16 protein-coding genes are annotated in these 17,128 nt (G+C 64.0%); 6 read left to right on the top strand and 10 right to left on the bottom strand.

Annotation, left to right across the window (positions count from 1 at the left end):
• Window positions 1-58: 58 nt before the first annotated feature.
• The 3 genes from GLL_RS15135 to rsmD all read left to right on the top strand — a co-directional run bounded on the left by GLL_RS15135 (window position 59) and on the right by rsmD (window position 1,376).
• Window positions 59-385, top strand: coding sequence for a DUF433 domain-containing protein (locus tag GLL_RS15135; RefSeq protein WP_011142926.1), 327 nt, complete (start codon window positions 59-61; stop codon window positions 383-385).
• Window positions 386-388: 3 nt separating this feature from the next.
• The gene (locus GLL_RS15130) at window positions 389-733 is read left to right on the top strand and encodes a DUF5615 family PIN-like protein (protein ID WP_011142925.1); all 345 of its coding nucleotides are present in this window, start codon (window positions 389-391) and stop codon (window positions 731-733) included.
• Between the two features lie 70 nt (window positions 734-803).
• The gene (gene rsmD / locus GLL_RS15125; protein ID WP_011142924.1) at window positions 804-1,376 is read left to right on the top strand and encodes a 16S rRNA (guanine(966)-N(2))-methyltransferase RsmD; all 573 of its coding nucleotides are present in this window, start codon (window positions 804-806) and stop codon (window positions 1,374-1,376) included.
• Here the strand turns inward: rsmD and GLL_RS15120 are convergent.
• The 3 genes from GLL_RS15120 to rsmH are packed head-to-tail and all read right to left on the bottom strand — an operon-like array spanning window position 1,334 to window position 4,565.
• Entirely contained in the window at window positions 1,334-3,175 is a 1,842-nt protein-coding gene (locus tag GLL_RS15120) for a peptidoglycan D,D-transpeptidase FtsI family protein (protein ID WP_011142923.1), read from the bottom strand. The genes rsmD and GLL_RS15120 overlap by 43 nt on opposite strands.
• Complete coding sequence (locus tag GLL_RS15115) at window positions 3,175-3,624, bottom strand: hypothetical protein (protein WP_011142922.1); 450 nt, start codon at window positions 3,622-3,624, stop codon at window positions 3,175-3,177. Before GLL_RS15115 ends, GLL_RS15120 begins: the two co-directional genes overlap by 1 nt.
• Window positions 3,621-4,565, bottom strand: coding sequence for a 16S rRNA (cytosine(1402)-N(4))-methyltransferase RsmH (rsmH, locus tag GLL_RS15110; protein WP_011142921.1), 945 nt, complete (start codon window positions 4,563-4,565; stop codon window positions 3,621-3,623). Before rsmH ends, GLL_RS15115 begins: the two co-directional genes overlap by 4 nt.
• Window positions 4,566-4,732: 167 nt before the next feature.
• Between rsmH and pheT the strand changes: the two genes are divergently transcribed.
• Complete coding sequence (pheT, locus tag GLL_RS15105) at window positions 4,733-7,090, top strand: phenylalanine--tRNA ligase subunit beta (protein ID WP_011142920.1); 2,358 nt, start codon at window positions 4,733-4,735, stop codon at window positions 7,088-7,090.
• A gap of 112 nt (window positions 7,091-7,202) precedes the next feature.
• Here pheT and GLL_RS15100 read toward each other — a convergent pair whose 3' ends face one another.
• Window positions 7,203-7,790, bottom strand: coding sequence for an RNA recognition motif domain-containing protein (locus GLL_RS15100; RefSeq protein ID WP_011142919.1), 588 nt, complete (start codon window positions 7,788-7,790; stop codon window positions 7,203-7,205).
• A 370-nt stretch (window positions 7,791-8,160) separates the two neighbouring features.
• On the opposite strand from GLL_RS15100, the gene GLL_RS15095 reads away from it, so the two are divergent.
• The gene (locus GLL_RS15095) at window positions 8,161-9,552 is read left to right on the top strand and encodes a CCA tRNA nucleotidyltransferase (protein ID WP_164929142.1); all 1,392 of its coding nucleotides are present in this window, start codon (window positions 8,161-8,163) and stop codon (window positions 9,550-9,552) included.
• A 47-nt stretch (window positions 9,553-9,599) separates the two neighbouring features.
• On the opposite strand, the gene GLL_RS15090 is transcribed toward GLL_RS15095, so the two are convergent.
• From GLL_RS15090 to GLL_RS15080, 3 genes are read right to left on the bottom strand one after another with little or no spacing between them, the layout of a single operon-like run.
• Complete coding sequence (locus GLL_RS15090) at window positions 9,600-9,995, bottom strand: DUF1824 family protein (protein ID WP_164929141.1); 396 nt, start codon at window positions 9,993-9,995, stop codon at window positions 9,600-9,602.
• A gap of 4 nt (window positions 9,996-9,999) precedes the next feature.
• Window positions 10,000-10,797, bottom strand: coding sequence for an SAM hydrolase/SAM-dependent halogenase family protein (locus tag GLL_RS15085; RefSeq protein ID WP_011142916.1), 798 nt, complete (start codon window positions 10,795-10,797; stop codon window positions 10,000-10,002).
• Between the two features lie 2 nt (window positions 10,798-10,799).
• Entirely contained in the window at window positions 10,800-11,465 is a 666-nt protein-coding gene (locus tag GLL_RS15080; protein ID WP_011142915.1) for a class I SAM-dependent methyltransferase, read from the bottom strand.
• 260 nt (window positions 11,466-11,725) lie between these two features.
• Here GLL_RS15080 and GLL_RS15075 point away from each other — a divergent pair, with 260 nt between their 5' ends.
• Window positions 11,726-13,147, top strand: a complete 1,422-nt coding sequence (locus GLL_RS15075; protein WP_011142914.1) for a hypothetical protein — start codon at window positions 11,726-11,728, stop codon at window positions 13,145-13,147.
• 317 nt (window positions 13,148-13,464) lie between these two features.
• Here GLL_RS15075 and GLL_RS15070 read toward each other — a convergent pair whose 3' ends face one another.
• The 3 genes from GLL_RS15070 to GLL_RS15060 form a co-directional block, all read right to left on the bottom strand.
• Window positions 13,465-13,917, bottom strand: a complete 453-nt coding sequence (locus GLL_RS15070) for a hypothetical protein (protein ID WP_164929140.1) — start codon at window positions 13,915-13,917, stop codon at window positions 13,465-13,467.
• Between the two features lie 8 nt (window positions 13,918-13,925).
• Window positions 13,926-14,270 (bottom strand): YdhR family protein, encoded by a 345-nt coding sequence (locus GLL_RS15065; RefSeq protein ID WP_164929139.1) that lies wholly within the window; start codon window positions 14,268-14,270, stop codon window positions 13,926-13,928.
• A gap of 148 nt (window positions 14,271-14,418) precedes the next feature.
• A complete protein-coding gene (locus GLL_RS15060) occupies window positions 14,419-17,112 on the bottom strand; it encodes a valine--tRNA ligase (protein ID WP_011142913.1) in 2,694 nt (897 codons plus the stop codon).
• Between the last annotated feature and the right edge of the window lie 16 nt (window positions 17,113-17,128).

The following is a 17,128-nucleotide window of genomic DNA, read 5'->3' as shown; positions in this document are numbered from 1 at the left end:
GACGGACCGGCTTGTGCAGCCCTAGAATAGTAGCCTGACTTACTTTGCCGCCCTTGCCGTGAGCCTTAAGGAACTTCAGCCCCAACTGCTCGCCCTTTCTCCCGAAGAGAAAGCTCAGGCGATTGAGCTTTTGGCTCAAAGTCTTAGCAATTCCTGGCGTGGCGTCACGAAAATTCCCGATGTCGTCGGCGGTGACGCCTGCGTCGCCGGAACCCGTATCCCGGTTTGGGGCTTGATCAACTACCGACGCCTGGGAGCCGACGATGCTCAGATTCTCGCGGCCTTTCCCCAACTCACGGCTGCGGACCTGCGGAACGCCTGGGCTTATGCACAAGCCTTTCCCGACGAAATCGAGATTGCCATTCGGGATAACGAGAACGCATAGCTCATGGCCCAGTTGTATGCCGACGAGCAATTTCCGTTTCCAGTCGTCGTTTTGCTGCGGGCACTGGGACATGACGTATTGACGGCTCAGGAGGCCGGCCAGGCTACCAAGGGCATACCAGACGAACAGGTATTGGACTTTGCTGCCAGTCGACAATGCGCTGTTCTCACCCAAAATCGTCGCCATTTTGTGCGGCTGCATCGCTTTTGTCCGGAGCATGCCGGAATCGTCGTCTGCTCCGAGGATTTGAACTGGCAGCGGCTTGCTGACAACATCCACAGGGCGATCGAGGATGAAGAGGAGAATCTGGCAGGAAAATTACTACGGGTCAATCGTCCTCCCTCATGAAGCATCGTGGCAGCCAGCGGGTGATGGGTAGACTTGCTTGAACCTCACGGCCGGTTAGCATAGGCGGACGATGAGCCTGCGTATCTACGGCAACCGCTTGCTGCGCACCCCGGGCGGACTCGATACCCGGCCTACTTTAGGGCGGGTGCGCACGGCCGTCTTCGGTCGCTGGCACGGCCGGGTGGAAGGCTGCCATTGGCTCGATCTGTGCGCCGGGGCGGGCACGATGGGGGCCGAAGCCCTGGCGCGCGGCGCGGCAGAGGCAATCGGGATCGAGCAGGCGGCCGGGGCGGCGCGCATCGCCGCGGCCAACTGGGACAAGATCGCCCCCGGCCTCGGGACGATCCACAAAACGGACGCGCTTACCGGTGTCGCCCGTCTGGCAAAGCAGGGCCGGGTGTTCGATCTCATCTACTTCGACCCGCCTTACCGTGGGGAGCTTTACCTGCCGGTACTGGAGGCGGTCGTTGCCTGCGGGTTGCTGGCCGACGACGGCGAACTGGCTGCCGAGCACGGCGAAGATTTGCCGGATTTGCCCGAGGCCGTGGGTTCTCTGGTGCGACTCGATCGGCGGGTCTACGGCGGTACGGTGGTAAGCTACTACGGTTTTTTGGGCGCGGCGGCGAGCAACTCCTGCGGGTGACTCGGGGGGAGGTTGCCGTAGGAAATCAGCTCCTGGCAGATTTCGCGCACGATGGGAGCGGCGGTGGTGGAGCCGAAGGCGTTACCGGACTTGGGTTCATCCAGCACCACCAGCACCACGTAGCGTGGGTTGCGCGCCGGCAGATAGCCCACGAAGCTGGTGATCTTTTTGCCCGCCAGGTAGCCGCGCCCGCCGATGTTGGCTTTTTGGGCGGTGCCGGTCTTGCCGCCGATGCGGTAGCCCGGGATGCGCGCCGGTTTGCCGGTGCCCTCTTCGACGACGTGCATCATCATCTCGCGCACGGCGACGGTCGCCTCGGAGGTGAAGATGCGCTTGGTCGATCGGTGCTCCGGTTTCCAGAGCACCTGGCCTTCGTCATTCTCGAAGGCGCGCACGAGGTGGGGCTGGATGGCCATGCCGCCGTTGGCAATCGCCCCGTGCAGGCTTGCCAGTTGCAAAGGCGTGAGGGCCACCCCCTGGCCGAAGGCCACCGTCGCCACCTGCACCGGGTATTTGGCGAACTGGGTGCGGTTGGTGATGATCCCGCGCGTTTCGCCCGGCAGATCGACGCCGCCGGCTCCCCCGATGCCGATTTCGCGCAGTTTGTCGTAGTACGCGGTGGGCGGCATTTTTTGCATCAGGCGGATCATGCCGATGTTGCTGGAGACCATCAGCACCTTGGTGACCGAAATCGCCCCGCGCGCCCGCCGGTCGTAGTTGCTGAGCGTATAGCGGCCAAAACTCATCGAACCGGAGTCGTTGACGACGGTGTCGGGGCGAATGGCCCCGGCGCTGAGGGCGAGGGCGACGTTGACCGGCTTAAATGTCGATCCTGGTTCGTACAGGTCGCTCACCGCCCAGTTCTTGAAATGGGCGGGCGGAAATTCGCCGTAGCGGTTGTTGTCGAAACTGGGGCTCACCGCCATCGCCAGAATTTCGCCGCTCTGGGGCTCCAGCACAATGGCGGCACCCCGAGTGACGCGGTTGGCCTCGACGCCGCGCTCCAGGGCAAGGCGGGCGGCACGCTGCACGCGCGCGTCGATGGTGAGGGCCAGACGGCCGGGCTCGAAGCCTTCGAACGCCTCGGTGGGCAGGGTGCTTGCCAGCGGCAGCCCCCCGGGGCCGAGGGTGACCGGGTAGCTCGACGAGGCGCCGGTGAGGCGCTTGTGGTAGAACTGCTCGACGCCCCCCTGGCCCTGGCCTTCGTAGTTGAGAAAGCCCACCAACGCAGCGCTGTTGGCCCCGTCCGGGTAGAAGCGGCGGCGGCGCGAACCGAACTCCAACCCCGGCAGCTTCGCCTGCACGATGCGCTCGCGGGCATTTTCGCCCAGGCCGCGGGCAAGGGCGACGGTGCGGCGATTTTCAGTGAGGCGGGCGGCGATTTCGGCCGCGGGCCGACCGGTGGCCTGGGCGAGGGCCAGGGCCATCTCGGAGCGCAGCGCCTGACGGTGCTGGGCGGCAAGCTTGGCCTCCAGCGCCTCGCGATCGACGCCTTTTTGTCTGGAAGCCTGGCGCGAGGCGAGCAATTTTGCCTCCGCGTCGATCAAAAACGGGTGGGCGTAGAGATCAAAAATCGGCTCATCGAGGGCCAGGGCCACCCCGCGCCGATCGACGATTCCTGCCCGGGGCCGCTCGGATTTGACCGTGCGCTCGCGCTGGAGGGCGGCACGTTCCTGGAGGGTGCTCGCCTGGGTGACCTGCAGATCGTAGAGGCGGTAGCCCAGACCGCCCGCCGCCGCGAGTACACCGATGCCCACCAGCCACAGGCGGGAGGTGGTTTGCCGCCGGATCGAACGCATCAGTAGCCCGCCGGAATGGCAAGGGCCAGATCAGGGGCCGCAGCCTGGGGCAACGGCTTGAGGGGACGCTCGGGAGCGGCCGGTACGCTGAGCGCCTGGGCGGGGGTGGCCACCCTGAGCGGCGTGTTGAGGGCGACGCTGCTTGCCAGGTTGCCGGTGAGCGCTTCGCTAAAAAGCGCCAGTTGCCGCGACTGCGTGCGCAGGCTTACCAACTGCCGGTAGCCGTCCTCCCAGCGCGCCTGGGTCTGAAAAGTCCACCAGTACAGGCCCGAGGTGGCGACGACCAGCAGCGCGAGGACACCGATGCCGGCGTTGCGCGCCGTGCGCAGCCCGGCAGCCAGGCGCAGCGTTTTTAACTCCTCCGGGGTGGGCGGGGCGGCAAGGGGACGTTCGAGCGGCAGCACGACGCCGGTATTTGGGGAAACCTGGCTCTGGGGTAGGGCGTTCACGATCGAGACTCCTCACTGGGTGAAAGGCGGCGGGCCAGGCGCAGCCTGGCCGAACGGGCGCGGGGGTTGGACTGGATCTCAGCTTCGCCGGCTGTGATCGTTTTGCGGGTGAGCACTTCGAGACGGGGATCGGCGCGCCAGCGGTGCTTGACCGGCCGGTCCTCAAGGCTGTGGAAGCTGATGACGGCGAGGCGTCCTCCCGGTACCAGCCAGTCGGGACTGCGCTCAAGAAAGGTTTCCAGAGCTGCGACTTCGCCGTTGACGGCGATGCGCAACGCCTGAAAGACGCGGGTGGCGGGGTGGATGGGCTGGCGGGTCGGGATGGCCGAGGCGACTACCGCGGCCAGTTCGGTGGTCGTGCGCAAGGGGCGCCGCTCGACGATCCGCCGGGCGATGCGCCGCGAGAAGCGCTCCTCACCGTAGCGCCAGAACAGGTCGCTCAACTGCTCGGCGCTGCAGGTGTTGACCAGGTCCGCCGCCGTCTCGGCCTCGCCCCCGCCGTCCATGCGCATGTCGAGGGGCGATTCGAACCGCCACGAAAAACCCCGCTCGGGGCTATCCAGTTGCATCGAACTGACGCCCAGATCGGCGACGATGCCGTCGAAGCGCTCCTCCCCCGGCTCGAATTCGGCAAAGTTGATGTGTTCAAAGCGCACCCGTTCGCCGAAGGGGGCCAGGCGTAGCCGCGCCTGCGCAAGGGCGTCCTCGTCTTGATCGAGGGCGACCACCCGGGTGCTTTCGGTGCGCAAGATGGCCTCGCTGTGCCCACCCAGGCCGACGGTGGCGTCAAGGTAGAGTCCGCCGGGGTGCACCTGCAGACCGACAATAGTTTCTTCCAACAGGACCGATCGATGGAGAGTGTTCACTGCGGAGTGGGCGCGACCTGGATAACCTTGAGTCAGCCTAAAAAATCGCGGAGTTCCTGTCAAGTCTTGTCGCATATTTTCGGGAGTCGATGTGTTCGAAACCGATCGCGGCAATTTTTGACAATTGAGGCAAGCATTTGGAAATCTCAAACTGAAGCTTGAAGGCCGCCCCGCAGGTGCATAGTCGGGTGCCCCGGCAAACTGATAGCATCGAAACGCTCCATTCAACCGGCCTGCATCCCATGCGCGTCTCCTTCAACTGGCTTCAAGAGTACGTCGAATTTGATTTCACGCCGTCCGAACTGGCCGAGAAGCTGACCATGGCGGGCTTCGAAGTTGAACATGTCGAAGATCGGCGCACCTGGGCGGCCGGGGTGGTGGTGGGCCGGGTGCTCGAGTGCGCGCCCCATCCCCAGGCCGACCGGCTGCACGTCTGCCGGGTCGATATCGGCACGGGCCGATTGCTCAACATCGTCTGCGGCGCTCCCAACGCCCGCGCCGGCATCTACGCGCCGGTGGCCCCGGTCGGCACGTATCTACCGATCAAAGACTTGAAACTGCGCGCCGCGAGCATCCGGGGTATGCCGAGCGAAGGCATGCTCTGCTCACTCGAAGAGTTGGGCCTCGAAAAAGCCTCCGAGGGCATTCATATCTTTCCCGAGGCGTCGCTGCCCCTTGGCCTCGACGTGGGACCGCTGCTCGGCCTCGACGACGCGATTCTCGAAGTGGCCTCGACCGCCAACCGCGCCGACGCCCTCAGCATGGTGGGGATCGCCCGCGAGGTGGCGGCCCTGACCGGCGGCATCTTGCGCCTGCCCCTGGTCGATGCGCCCCTGGTGCCCAGGGGCGATCTGGCCGCCCGGATCGCCGAGCCGGAAGCCTGCCCGGTCTATACCGCCACCTTATTAGAGGAAGTCGCCGTCGGTCCTGCTCCCGACTGGCTGCGCGAGCGCCTCGAAAAAGCCGGCATGCGCCCCATCAACAATGTCGTCGATGTCACCAACTACGTGCTGCTCGAATGGGGCCAGCCGCTGCACGCCTTCGATGCCGACCGGCTCGCCGCCGGTACCCTGGGGGTGCGCTTCGCCCACAAAGGCGAGCAGCTGGTCACCCTGGATGGAACCGAGCGGCCCTTGACACCCGCAAATCTGCTCATCACCGCCGGCGAGCGGCCGGTTGCCCTCGCCGGGGTGATGGGGGGCGAGGCCACCGAGGTGGGCGGACAGACCCGGCGCATCGTGCTGGAGGCGGCCATCTTCGACCCGCCCGCGATTCGCCGCTCCGCCCGCGTCTTTGCGCTGCGCACCGAGGCTTCGGCGCGCTACGAACGTGGTGTGGACGCCTCCGCCCTCGAACACGCCCTCGGCCGCGCTCTGCAACTATTGGCCGATTGCGCAGGGGCGCGCGCCGTCGTCCAGGCAACCGACGATTACCGCCGTCGCGAGAACCGCGTGGTGTCCCTGCGGCCCGAGCGCCTCGCCCAGATCCTGGGCGAAGACATCCCGGATGCGGAGATTGCCCGGGTGCTCAAGAACCTCGGCTTCGACGTACAGACGGGGCCGCAGGAATTCGCCGTCACCGTACCGGGTCATCGATTGCGCGATATCGAGCGCGAAATCGATCTCATCGAAGAAGTGGCGCGCGTCGTCGGTTACGACCGCTTCGCGCCCACCCTGCCGCCCCCCGCCGACGGCGGCTATCTGCCTTTTGAGGACTTTATCGAGCGGCGGGTGCGCTCGCTCTGTCAGGGAGCGGGGCTCACCGAGGTGGTGACTTACTCGCTCGCCCCGGACCGCGACCAGCAGCCGGTGGTGCTCAGCAATCCGCTGAGCGCCGAACTCAACAGCCTGCGCACCAATTTGATCGACGGCTTGCTTGAGATCCTGCGCTTCAACCGCTCCCAGGGAAACATGCCCTTTCACGCCTTCGAAGTGGGGGTCGTCTTTTTGCGCTCCGACGAGGGCATCTTCGAGTCGGGCCGGCTTGGGGCGGTGATGTGCGGCGAGCCTGCGGTGGGCGACTGGCAAAAACTCACCCCCCCCTTCGATTGGTTCGCAGCCAAAGGCGTGCTTGCGGCGATTTTGCAGCCGTGGCAGATCGAAGTCGAATACCAGGCCGACCGCCGGGACGAGCGGCTGCACCCGGGGCGAACGGCTTCGCTGTGGGTATCGGGCGAGCGGCTCGGCACCCTCGGCCAGCTTCACCCCCGTCTGGCTTCCCGACTGGATCTACCCGAGCAGACGTTTGTATTCGAGATCGATCTCGATTTTTTGATCGACCTGGTGCGCGAGCGGCCGGTCGAATTTCGTTCCTTCTCCCCCTTTCCTCCGGCGGCGCGGGACTTGTCGTTCTATGCCCGCGAGGCGCTCACCGTCTTCGAATTCGAGCGGCTCATCCGCGAGCAGGGCGAACCGCTGCTCGAATCGGTCGCGCTGCTCGATGAATTCAAGGGCCAGGGGGTGCCGGAGGGCTGCCGCTCCCTCGCCTTTCGGATGGTTTACCGCAGCGACCACACGCTCACCGAAGAGGAGATCACCGCCGTCCACCAGCGCGTCCGGCAGGCTCTGGCCGAGCGCTACTCGGTCGATCTGCGCAGCTGATGGAACGCGACTATTTTGCCCTCCTTGAAACAATCGAGCAAAAGCGAGCGGTCCAGGGCTGAAGAGATTCAGTCCTGGACCGCTCGATTGCCGTGTTCCTGGTCTGGAGCGCCTAGGCCTTGGTGGTCAATTGGCGGCGAATGTCGCGCAGGGCGTCGGCCCAGCGCGGGTCGGGCTGGTTGGCCTCGTCGGAGGAGACGGTGGTGGCCGCTGGCCGATCGCGGCGGCTGTCGCCCTGGCGGCGGCCGCCGTCGCCCTGACGGTCGCGCTGGCTTTTGTCGACTTTGCGGATCGGCGGGCGGCCGGTGCTAATCGGACCGGCGGCGCGGGCCGGGACGGGGCGGGGAGCAGCGGCGCTCTCCACCTGCGGTTCGGTCGCTTCGCTGCCGGCGGCCACGGCGGGGGCGGGGGCGGCGGCTTCGCCGTCACCTTCGTCGCTGCGGTCGCTCTTGGCCTTGGGCTGGGCCTTCTCGACGCGCAGGGCGACATCTTTGAAGCTGACGCCGTTGAATTGCTCGATGAAGCTGTCGGCGGCTTCGGGGGTGGACACGGTCAGAAAACCAAAGCCCCGGCACTTGCCGGTCTTGCGGTCGGTAATCACTTTGAGGGAGACCACTTCGCCGGCGGGGGCGAAAATCGCCTCCAATTCCTGGCGGGTGACCTCTTCGGGCAAATTTCCAACGTAGAGTCGAACGGACATACGCAACTCCTAATGCGATGAACCAGGAACACAAACCATGGACAAAGACAGGCGCAGGCGCAAGGCCCCGCCTTCGTTTGCAGCTCGATCTCGATGCGGACCATCCCCTGGGAAGGGCTGGGATCGGATGTCTCCTCCGTGGCCTCTCATAGACACGACAGAGGAACGCGACCGCAACCGTTCGGCGATGGGCAAAAATAGCATAGGTGTAGGTAAAGCTTGGATCCGAGGGTGTCCGAGTTACTGTGAGTGCCGTGGGCCTAAGCGGCCCGGCCCAAGACGGTCTCAGGTAACCCCGATGTCCCGGCGTGATCCAGAGTAGCGCAAAGTGCTTCGAATGGGCAGTGTCCAGAGAAACTTCCAAAAGACGATGCCGCAGTTGACTTCCCTGCTCGATGCCATTCCCTTCGCCCCGGCCGACTGGCCGGGTCCGCTGGCGCTCGTCGGCGGCAGCGTGCGCGACGCACTGTTGAACCGCACCCGCGTGCCGCTCGATTTGGATTTCGTCTGCCCCGGCCCGGTCGCCGAGCGCGCCCGCGTTCTGGCCCGGCGGTTGGGGGCCGGTTTTGCCGTCCTCGACGCCGAGCACGAGATCGTGCGGCTGGTGTTGGATTCGGGGATCACCCTCGATTTCGCCCGCCGGCAGGGGGCCGACCTCGTGAGCGACCTGGCCCGCCGCGACTACACCGTCAACGCCATCGCCTGGGACGTGCATGCCGGGGAACTATTCGATCCCTTTGACGGCCGGGGCGATCTCACCCGCCGCACGCTGCGCGCCATCTGTGAAGCCAATCTCGTCGACGACCCGCTGCGGTTGTTGCGGGGCTATCGCCTCGCGGCCCAGCTGGATTTTGCGATCGAGCCCGCCACCCGCGCCTGGATCGGCCTGCACGCCCACCGGCTCGCGGCGGTCTCCGCCGAGCGGGTGCGCGAGGAACTGTGCGCCCTGATCTGCGCCCCCACCGGCGCCGACGCGCTGCTTGCCACCTACCGCGACGGGTTACTCGCCGACTGGCTGCCGGAAATTGCTCCCATGGAGGCGATTGGACCGAGCGGTTACCACCACCTGCCGCTCATCGAGCACACCTTCGAGGTGATCCGCCAGGTGGACGGTGCGATTGCTGATTTTGCCGAGCAGGTGAGAGCCGACATGGACCGGCAGGTCACAGGGGGCCACAGCGTCCGGACTCTGGTGAAGCTTGGGGCGCTGCTGCACGACATTGCCAAGCCCCCCACCAGCAAACTCGATCCGGCGAGCGGCCGGATGAGCTTCATCGGCCACGAGAGCCTGGGGGCGAACATGACCCGGCAGATTCTCCAGCGCCTCAAATTCAGCCGCGACGAGGAGCGCTGGGTGGCGGCCCTGGTGCAGCACCACTTGCGCCCCGGCCAGCTGGCCGCCCACTGGCCGCCCAGCAACCGGGCGGTCTATCGCCTCTGCCGCGATCTGGGCCAGATGCTCCCTGCCCTGCTGATGCTGGCCTTGGCCGACCGGCGTTCGACCCTCGGCCCCCAGGTCGGCCAAGACGACCTGGCGCGGGCAGTGGAACTGACCGGGCGGTTGCTGGGGCACTACTACACCCCCGGCGACCCGCTCGCCCACCCGCGCACGCTCATCGACGGCAACGGGCTGATGGCCGAATTGGACCTTAAGCCGGGGCCGCGGGTGGGCCAGTTGCTCGCCGCCATCCAGGAGGCCCAGGCCACCGGTGAAGTGACCGGCCGCGAGGAGGCGCTGGCGCTGGCGCGGACGCTGTTGTAGGCACAAAGAAGGGCTCGGCAAACCGGAACCGCCGTAGAGCGACCCGTTCAATCTGTTCTTGTAAACAATTCCAGGGGCAAATGGGCGTAAGTCTCGTTGTATTCCTCGCTCCCCGGCGAAAAACAGGAGACGATCACCCCCCGCTCGCTGCCGGTGTAGGGCGAAACGTAGCAACTGCCGGTCTTGGGGTTGAACTTGAGGTACACTCCCCGCTCGTCGATGGGGTCGAACGCCAGGGGCGGCTCGGGGTAACCGAAGGCGGCAAGATACCCCCGCAGAGCAGACACCGCCGATTCCACCGCATCGGCGCAGACGCCGATCATCTTGTACTCGGCAGGTCCGGCCAGCCGGACAAGCGCCCGGCGCACCAGAGCGCGATCGGCAAAGGCGCTGTTCTCCAGAATGCGCTGGGCTTGCTTGTCGTTCAGTTCGGGCGATTCCATCGCTTTAATGTCTGTCCACACTTGGTTGCCAAATCAGTATGACTGGGGCACCGACCGTTTGATCAAGCACCTGCCCGGCGCTGCCACCGGCGACGGCCACCTCGACGAAGCCGTGGCTGCCCACCAGTGCCAGCGTCTCTCCCCGAGGAACATCGCTGTAAGTGTGGCCACCGGGAATGGTCCACTTTCCCAGAACGACACTCCATGGTCGGCCCGCGACAACCCCGCCCGGAAAATTGGTAATCAAGTTCCCGAAGCGATCGACAGCCTGGATTGCCCCTGCGTAGCCTTCCGCCGTTGCCCGGCAATCGGGCAGATCCAATACCACCAGGCTTGCCGCATCGATGGGGCGGCCCAGTTGCTCGAAAGGTACGCCGCTCGACAGGTGGGCGCCCACTGGGGCAAAGATGTCGCGCCCGTGAAAGGTGGCGCTCGGGGATGGGGTGCGCCAATAGCGAAATTCCGTAAGTTCGACGGCAGCCACCGCCGGGGTAACAGCCAGGATGCCGCTGAGCAGGCCGTTGTCGGGAGCGACGAAAAATGCCTCCTCGCAGCGGACGGCTACGGCCCGCCGAGCACCGCCCACCCCCGGATCGACCACCGCAACGTGCACCGTACCTGCCGGAAAGTACGGACAGGTACTCGTCAGACAGAATCGCCCGGCGGCGATGTCCTGGGGCGGCACCAGATGGGTGAGGTCGATCACCTGCACCTGCGGAGCAATGGCGGCGATTGCCCCCTTCATCTGGGCAACGTAGCCGTCTGCCAGGCCAAAGTCGCTCAGCAGCGTGATGAGTCCCATCCCTAGGCGCGTTCGACTAAGAACGTGTGCAGGAGTTCGCCGCTATTTTCAGCCTGGATCGGTCCGACGGCGGCGAGTGCGCGCTTCCAATCGGCAAGCGGCACCGCCACCACCTCCAGGCCCAAATAGATCTGGCCGATGCTCCAGTCTTCGAACCAGGATGAATCGGGGTCGGCCACTTCCCAGAGCAAGCCGCCCCCGACCTTCAGTACCCGCCGCACCGCCGCGATTACCGCTTCGCTGTAGGCCAGGGGCATAAACGGGCTGAACCCCGCCGCGATCACCAGGTCGAACTGGCCCTCGGGGTAGCGGTCCAGATCGTGGGGTGGCGCCTCCTGCAGGTCCTTAAAAAGCTTCGAGTTGAGCTGGGGGGCGCGGGCGCGCACGGCCCGCACCATCGCCCCGTCAAGATCGGTGCCCCAAAACAACGCTCCCCACTCCACCCACGGATCGGTCAGAAAACTGGGGCCACAACTGATATACAGGCAGCGCTCGTTTTTTTGGGGGCGGTGGACCTGCCAGAAGGGGGCTCCCAAGCGCGCCGTGAGCTTGCCCGCCAGCGTCTCGCGCCAAAAAGGCAGCGCCTGCACCTCGTCCGGCAACCGCCCAGAAAGCGGCAGGCGGGAATTGTTTTCGCGCTCCCGGTGCTCCGCCAGCGCCTGAAGCATCGGTATCCATTCACTTTGCAATGCGTTTACCTCTCAACAGATCGGCAATCCGCCCATCAATGTCCAGGCGAAGACTTGTAGAACCCAGAAAAATTATGGATAAAACCCGCCTTTGACAGGCAGTTTGCCTGTTTGTCACTTTAGTACGAAAGATGCAGGTCATATTTGTCCACGAAAGGTATGGCGCAGGACTTCGCTCCCTAGTGAGCCCGCAATAGACTGCTTTTGTTTGTCTCGTTGTTTGTTGTGAGGAGTGGGCCATGGTTCGAAAAGTCGGCGGGGTTGCATCCGTTGTAGCAGCGTTGGGTCTGTTGCTGAGCGCTCGGGCGCAGGCGTTCGAAATTGCGGGCACCACTTCGCCCTGGCCGGTCGGCGGCACCTTCGAGCTGTGGCAACTCGACAGCCTCCTGCGCCGTCCTGCCGCCCCCGGACCGTCGTCCGCCGCTGGTCTGGAAGACCCGGTGAGCAATGCGGTCGTGGCCGATTTTGACTTTGAAGCGTTTTTTGAGCCGCTGGAGGCAGCCGTTCCGGGCGGCAGCGGCAACTTCAGCTCGGCACTGCTGGCAAAGTTGGGCGGCGGTCAGGTCGGCTTTATCGGCAGCAGCCTCGCCAATACCAGTAGCGGCATCTATGCCGTGGGTATCGACGGAACGGGCCTCAGGCGGATCGTCGATACGACCACGGCGGTCCCGGGCGGCAGCGGCCGGTTCGTCAACGGCGGCTTCGACGTGCTGGGCATCGAAGGAGAGAATCTACTGTTCACCGGCACCGACGCCGCAGGGGATCTGGGTTACTTTCTGGCGAGCGGCACGTCCCTGGCCCGCCTCGATGCGGAGCGCTTCGCGCTGCCCGGCGGGGCGGAGCTGTTCGACATCGAAGGCATCAAGATCGACGGCGGCCAGTTTTTCTTTCGGGCGAGCTTTTTTGAGACCTCCGGCGGCACCGCCCGCGAAGGCATCTTCAGCAGCAATCTGGATCTAAGCGGTCTTTCGACGCTGCTCAGTACCGCCGGTTTGCCGCCGAGCACGGTCTTCGCCGCCGACACCACCGACCTGCGGGGTCTCGACGTCCAGGACGGCAACGTCGTCGCCATCACCGGCACCCGCGACTTCGGCGGCTTCGTTCCCCAGGGCCTCTACGCCAACTTCGGCGGCGATCAAATGGAAATCGTCGTCCTCGGTGAGACCCGCGCGCCGGACGGGGGGGTGTTCACGAGTTTCTCAGCTTCGCGCAATGTCTCCCTTGATGGCACGTCGCTGGCCTTTTTGGGGCGCACCGACGCGGGCCAGAGCGGCGTGTACGCCTACGTGGGCGGCAGGCTCGTCACAATCGCCAATCTGGGCACGGCGGACCCCAACGGTTCGGGTAACCTGACGGCCTTCGGCGGGAACGTGCTGGTCGAAGGCAGCCGGGTCTACTTTGACGCGCTCAACGGCAGCGGACAACTCACCAACTATGTGGCGAACCTGGACGGACAGATCCTGGGCACCTTTGAGTCCGACGGCAACATCTTCGTGCCCACCGACCGCCGCGACGGCGACATCATCGTCAACGCTCCTTTTGAGACCACCGAAATTCCCGAACCCACCGTCGGGGCAGCAGGCGGGATGCTGGCGCTTTTGGGTGCGGCGGCCTGGCGGCGCAGGCCCCGCCGCCGGGCGCGGCCTGTGGCAAGAAGCTAGAACAGGACAGGCTCAAAGCCCCCCGACTCCATCTCTTTGCGGGTCTGCACCTCATCGCTCGACTCCTCCCGCGCATAAGCCGGCGGTTGCATCAAGGGCTCGCTCCCCCGATTGCTGAAGGCGCACCCGAATCGAGCCCACCCGTCCCGCCAGTTCCCACAACCTGCCCCGATAGACCCCCCAGAAGTCTTTGAGTGCCTGGGCTTCTTTGCCGGTCGCTTTTCTTTGTTCAGCTCTTTTTCAACTCGAAGCGCACAAACGGTTCAGGCAGTGCCGGACTCAGGAACGAACAACCGCGCAGCAAATCGAGGGGCATCTTAGTTGCGGCTCGCTAGAGATTCGACGTGGTCAAAGTCAAAAATATATCGTTTCTTTTCCTTGGAAAACTGGATCGGAACGTGGACACCCGGAAGGTTCAACTCCTGAGTGAGCAAACCAGCAACTGCTAGCGCCAAGCCTTCCGGCTGATAATCCGTTTCATTAAAAATCAAATCTTGCACTTCGACAATAACCCCTAGGCTCACAGGGATTTGAGCGGAGACAAGATCCATGCCCCTATTTAGATAATTGATTTCCTCTTCGGTCAGCCACTTCTTCAGAGAAGCAGCTGGCTCAATACTGCGAAGGGGCGGTTTTAACGTTAGCAAACCAATGGAATAGTTAGATGAAGTCGCATAATGCTCTTCCTGGCAAGAGAGACGAATGTCAGCAAAAATTTCAACAGCAATACCCCAAGTAGTTTTAATAAACCGGTAGTGAAAGGTACTCATGTTTCACCTCAAAACTGGAGTATTCGAAAAACAGAAGCTGCAAAGTAGTGCTCGACGCCAAAATCTGTTCCTCTCTGTACATACTCTAGTGTAGGGTCTGGGTTTCCTCCAAACATCCTGCTGTACTGATTCATCCATGCATCCGGATCGGGCTGCTCATCTACATTGACGAATTTCAGTTTCGACAATTCAGCTTCATTGATTTGAAATTCGATGACCTCCAGATCTGGAAACCTTCGTTTTCGCAACGCAAGATACCGTTCTGCTTCTGCCCTGCTTGCCCAGGCATAGACACCTGGCCCAAATTGGGCACGGTCCCGTTCAGAAGGCCAGGGTTCACCTGTGCCTCTCAATCGTGCTCTGTCTTCTGGACCCTGCACTGTATAGAAAGTCCAATTCAGAGGCTTATCCCTTTTCCGGCAGGATCATTATCCCCAGATCGGTGGGGACTTTTGGGGATGGGTTCGAGCTTGTGGCCGTCGGGATCTTCTTGAAACTGCCCTAATTTTCCAGCCGCGCCAACTGCTCCGCCAGGATCGCCGCTTGAGCCCTCTGCTCGGCGAGTTTGGCGCGGCTTTCGGTCACCAGTTCGGCCGGGGCATTCGCCAGGTAGCTCGCGTTGTCCAGCCGGGCGGCGAGCACGCCGCTTTCTTTATCCAGCTTCTCTAAAGAGCGCCGGAGCTTTCCTGCCAGGGCCGCCACGTCCACCAGCCCGCCCAAAGGCAGCATCACCTGTACGGTACCGGCCACGCCCACCGCCACCTGCTTGAGGTGCTCGTCGGCCACCTCTTCGAGGGGCAGTTGCTCGACGCGGCCCAAATGGGCGATGGCCTGGCGGGTCGCGTCGATGGCGGCGCGCTCCTCGGCGTTGCGCGAAGCCAGGCGCACCGCGGGCAGGGTGCGCAAAGGCGGCACCTGGGCAAAGGCGCGCAAGTTGCGGATTGTGCGCACTATCTGCTGCATGAGGGCAAATTCGGCAGGGGGCTCCGCGGGCAGGTCCGTTCCCGTGGGAAAGGGCTGCACGCAGATCGAAGCCACTTCTAGGGGCTGGTGGAGTAGTTGCCAGATCTCCTCGCTCAGGTGCGGCATCCAAGGATGCAGCAGGCGCAAGGTCCGATCGAGCACGGCCGCAAGCACCTGCTGGGCACCTCTGCGGGTCTCAAGCGCCTCCAGGCGGGGCTTGGCCAGCTCCACATACCAGTCGCAAAAATCGTCCCAGATAAATTCGTACAGAGAACGCGCCGCTTCCCCGAGGGCGTAGCGGCCCAGTAATTCGTCGATCTGCCGTGCTGTCTGGCCCAGCCGACCCAAGATCCAGCGATCTTCTAAGGTGAGCGAGCCGGGATCCGCTGCCCCGAGTGCGGCGGGGGTGAGTTCATCCAGGTTCATCAGCACGAAGCGGCTGGCGTTCCAGATCTTGTTGGCGAAGCGCTTGCTCGCATCGACCGCGCCCGATTCGCCCGTCTTGCGGTTGTAGTCAAAGCGCACATCCTGTCCGGCCCCCGTCACCTCGCGCACGAGGGTGTAGCGCAGAGCGTCGGTGCCGTACTTGTCCATCATTTCGATAGGGTCGATGCCGTTGCCCTTGGTCTTCGACATCTTCTGGCCTTTTTCGTCGCGCACCAGGCCGTTGATGTAGACGGTCTCAAAAGGAATCTGGCCGGTAAATTCGCCCGCCATCATCGCCATGCGCGCCACCCAGAAGAAGATGATGTCGAACCCGGTCGACATCAGCGCGTTCGGGTAAAAGACTCCCAGATCCTCGGTCTGGTCGGGCCAGCCCAGGGTGGTAAACGGCCACAGCGACGAGCTGAACCAGGTGTCGAGGACATCTTGATCGCGCTGGAGCTGCACATCCGGCCCGTAGCGCTCACGGGCGACGGCGAACGCTTCCGCTTCGTCGTGGGCCACCACGTACTCGCCCTCGCTTCCGGCCACAAACCAGGCGGGAATCCGGTGCCCCCACCACAGTTGCCGGGAGATGTTCCAGGGACGGATGCGCACCAGCCAATCGCGGTAGACCTTGCCCCAGCGCTCGGGCACGAAGGCGGGCTGATTCTGGCTGTCGAAAGCTTCGAGCACGCGCGTGGCCATCCCCGACACATCGAGAAACCACTGATCCGACAGGTACGGTTCGATGGGCACGCCCCCCCGCTCGGAGTAAGGCACGTTGTGGACGTGATCTTCGATGCCCACCAGCCAGCCTTCGGCCGCGGCCCGTGCGACCACCTGCTTGCGCACCACGAAGCGATCGAGCCCTGCGTAGGGACCGGCGTTCTCGTTGTAAGTGCCGTTCGGGTTCAGCAGGTTGATCATCGGCAAACCATGGCGTTTGCCGATTTCAAAGTCGTTCGGGTCGTGGGCGGGGGTGACTTTGACCGCGCCGGTGCCAAATTCGCGATCCACCGCCTCGTCGCCCACGATCACAATGCGCCGCCCAAGGATCGGAAGTTCCGCTTCGCGGCCGATGAGGTGCTTGTAGCGCGGATCTTCCGGGTGCACCGCCACTCCCGTATCCCCCAGCATCGTTTCGGGGCGCGTGGTGGCCACCACCAGAAATTCGTCGCTATCTGCCACCGGGTATCTGAGCTGCCACAGGTGGCCCTTTTCTTCTTTATCGTCCACTTCCAAATCCGAGACCGCTGTCTGGGAAGCCGGGCACCAGTTGACTAGATACTTACCCCGGTAAATCAGACCCTTGCGGTGCAGGTCCACGAAGACTTTCACCACCGCCCGGTTGCGTTTCTCGTCGAGGGTAAAACTCTCGCGCGTCCAATCGAGCGAGAGCCCGAGACGTCGCAACTGGCCGCGGATGGTATCCTGCGACCGCTCTTTCCAGGCCCAGGCGCGCTCCAGGAAAGCCTCGCGCCCCAGATCGAAGCGGGTCTTGCCTTCTTGGCGCAGTTGTTTTTCAAGTACCGTGTGCACGGCGATGCTCGCGTGGTCGGTCCCCGGCAGCCAGAGGGTCTTGAAACCTTTCATGCGCCGGTAGCGCACCACCACGTCCGGCAGGGTGAAACAGAGGGCGTGGCCCATGTGCAGCGAACCGGTGACGTTCGGGGGCGGCAGCACAAGGCTAAAAGGCTTCCCCGGGCCGTCGGCGGCGGGCGAAAAGAAGCGGTGCTCCTCCCAGAAGCGCTGCCAGCGAGGTTCGGCGTCAAATGGATCGTATTGACTGGGTAGGGTGCGCGCCATTTGGACTGGTGGGAAC

Origin of the sequence: Gloeobacter violaceus PCC 7421 (assembly GCF_000011385.1) — a bacterium.
GTDB classification, from domain to species: domain Bacteria; phylum Cyanobacteriota; class Cyanobacteriia; order Gloeobacterales; family Gloeobacteraceae; genus Gloeobacter; species Gloeobacter violaceus.
The sequence above is the reverse complement of the archived record's forward strand: the minus strand, read 5'-3'. Positions and strand labels throughout refer to the sequence as shown.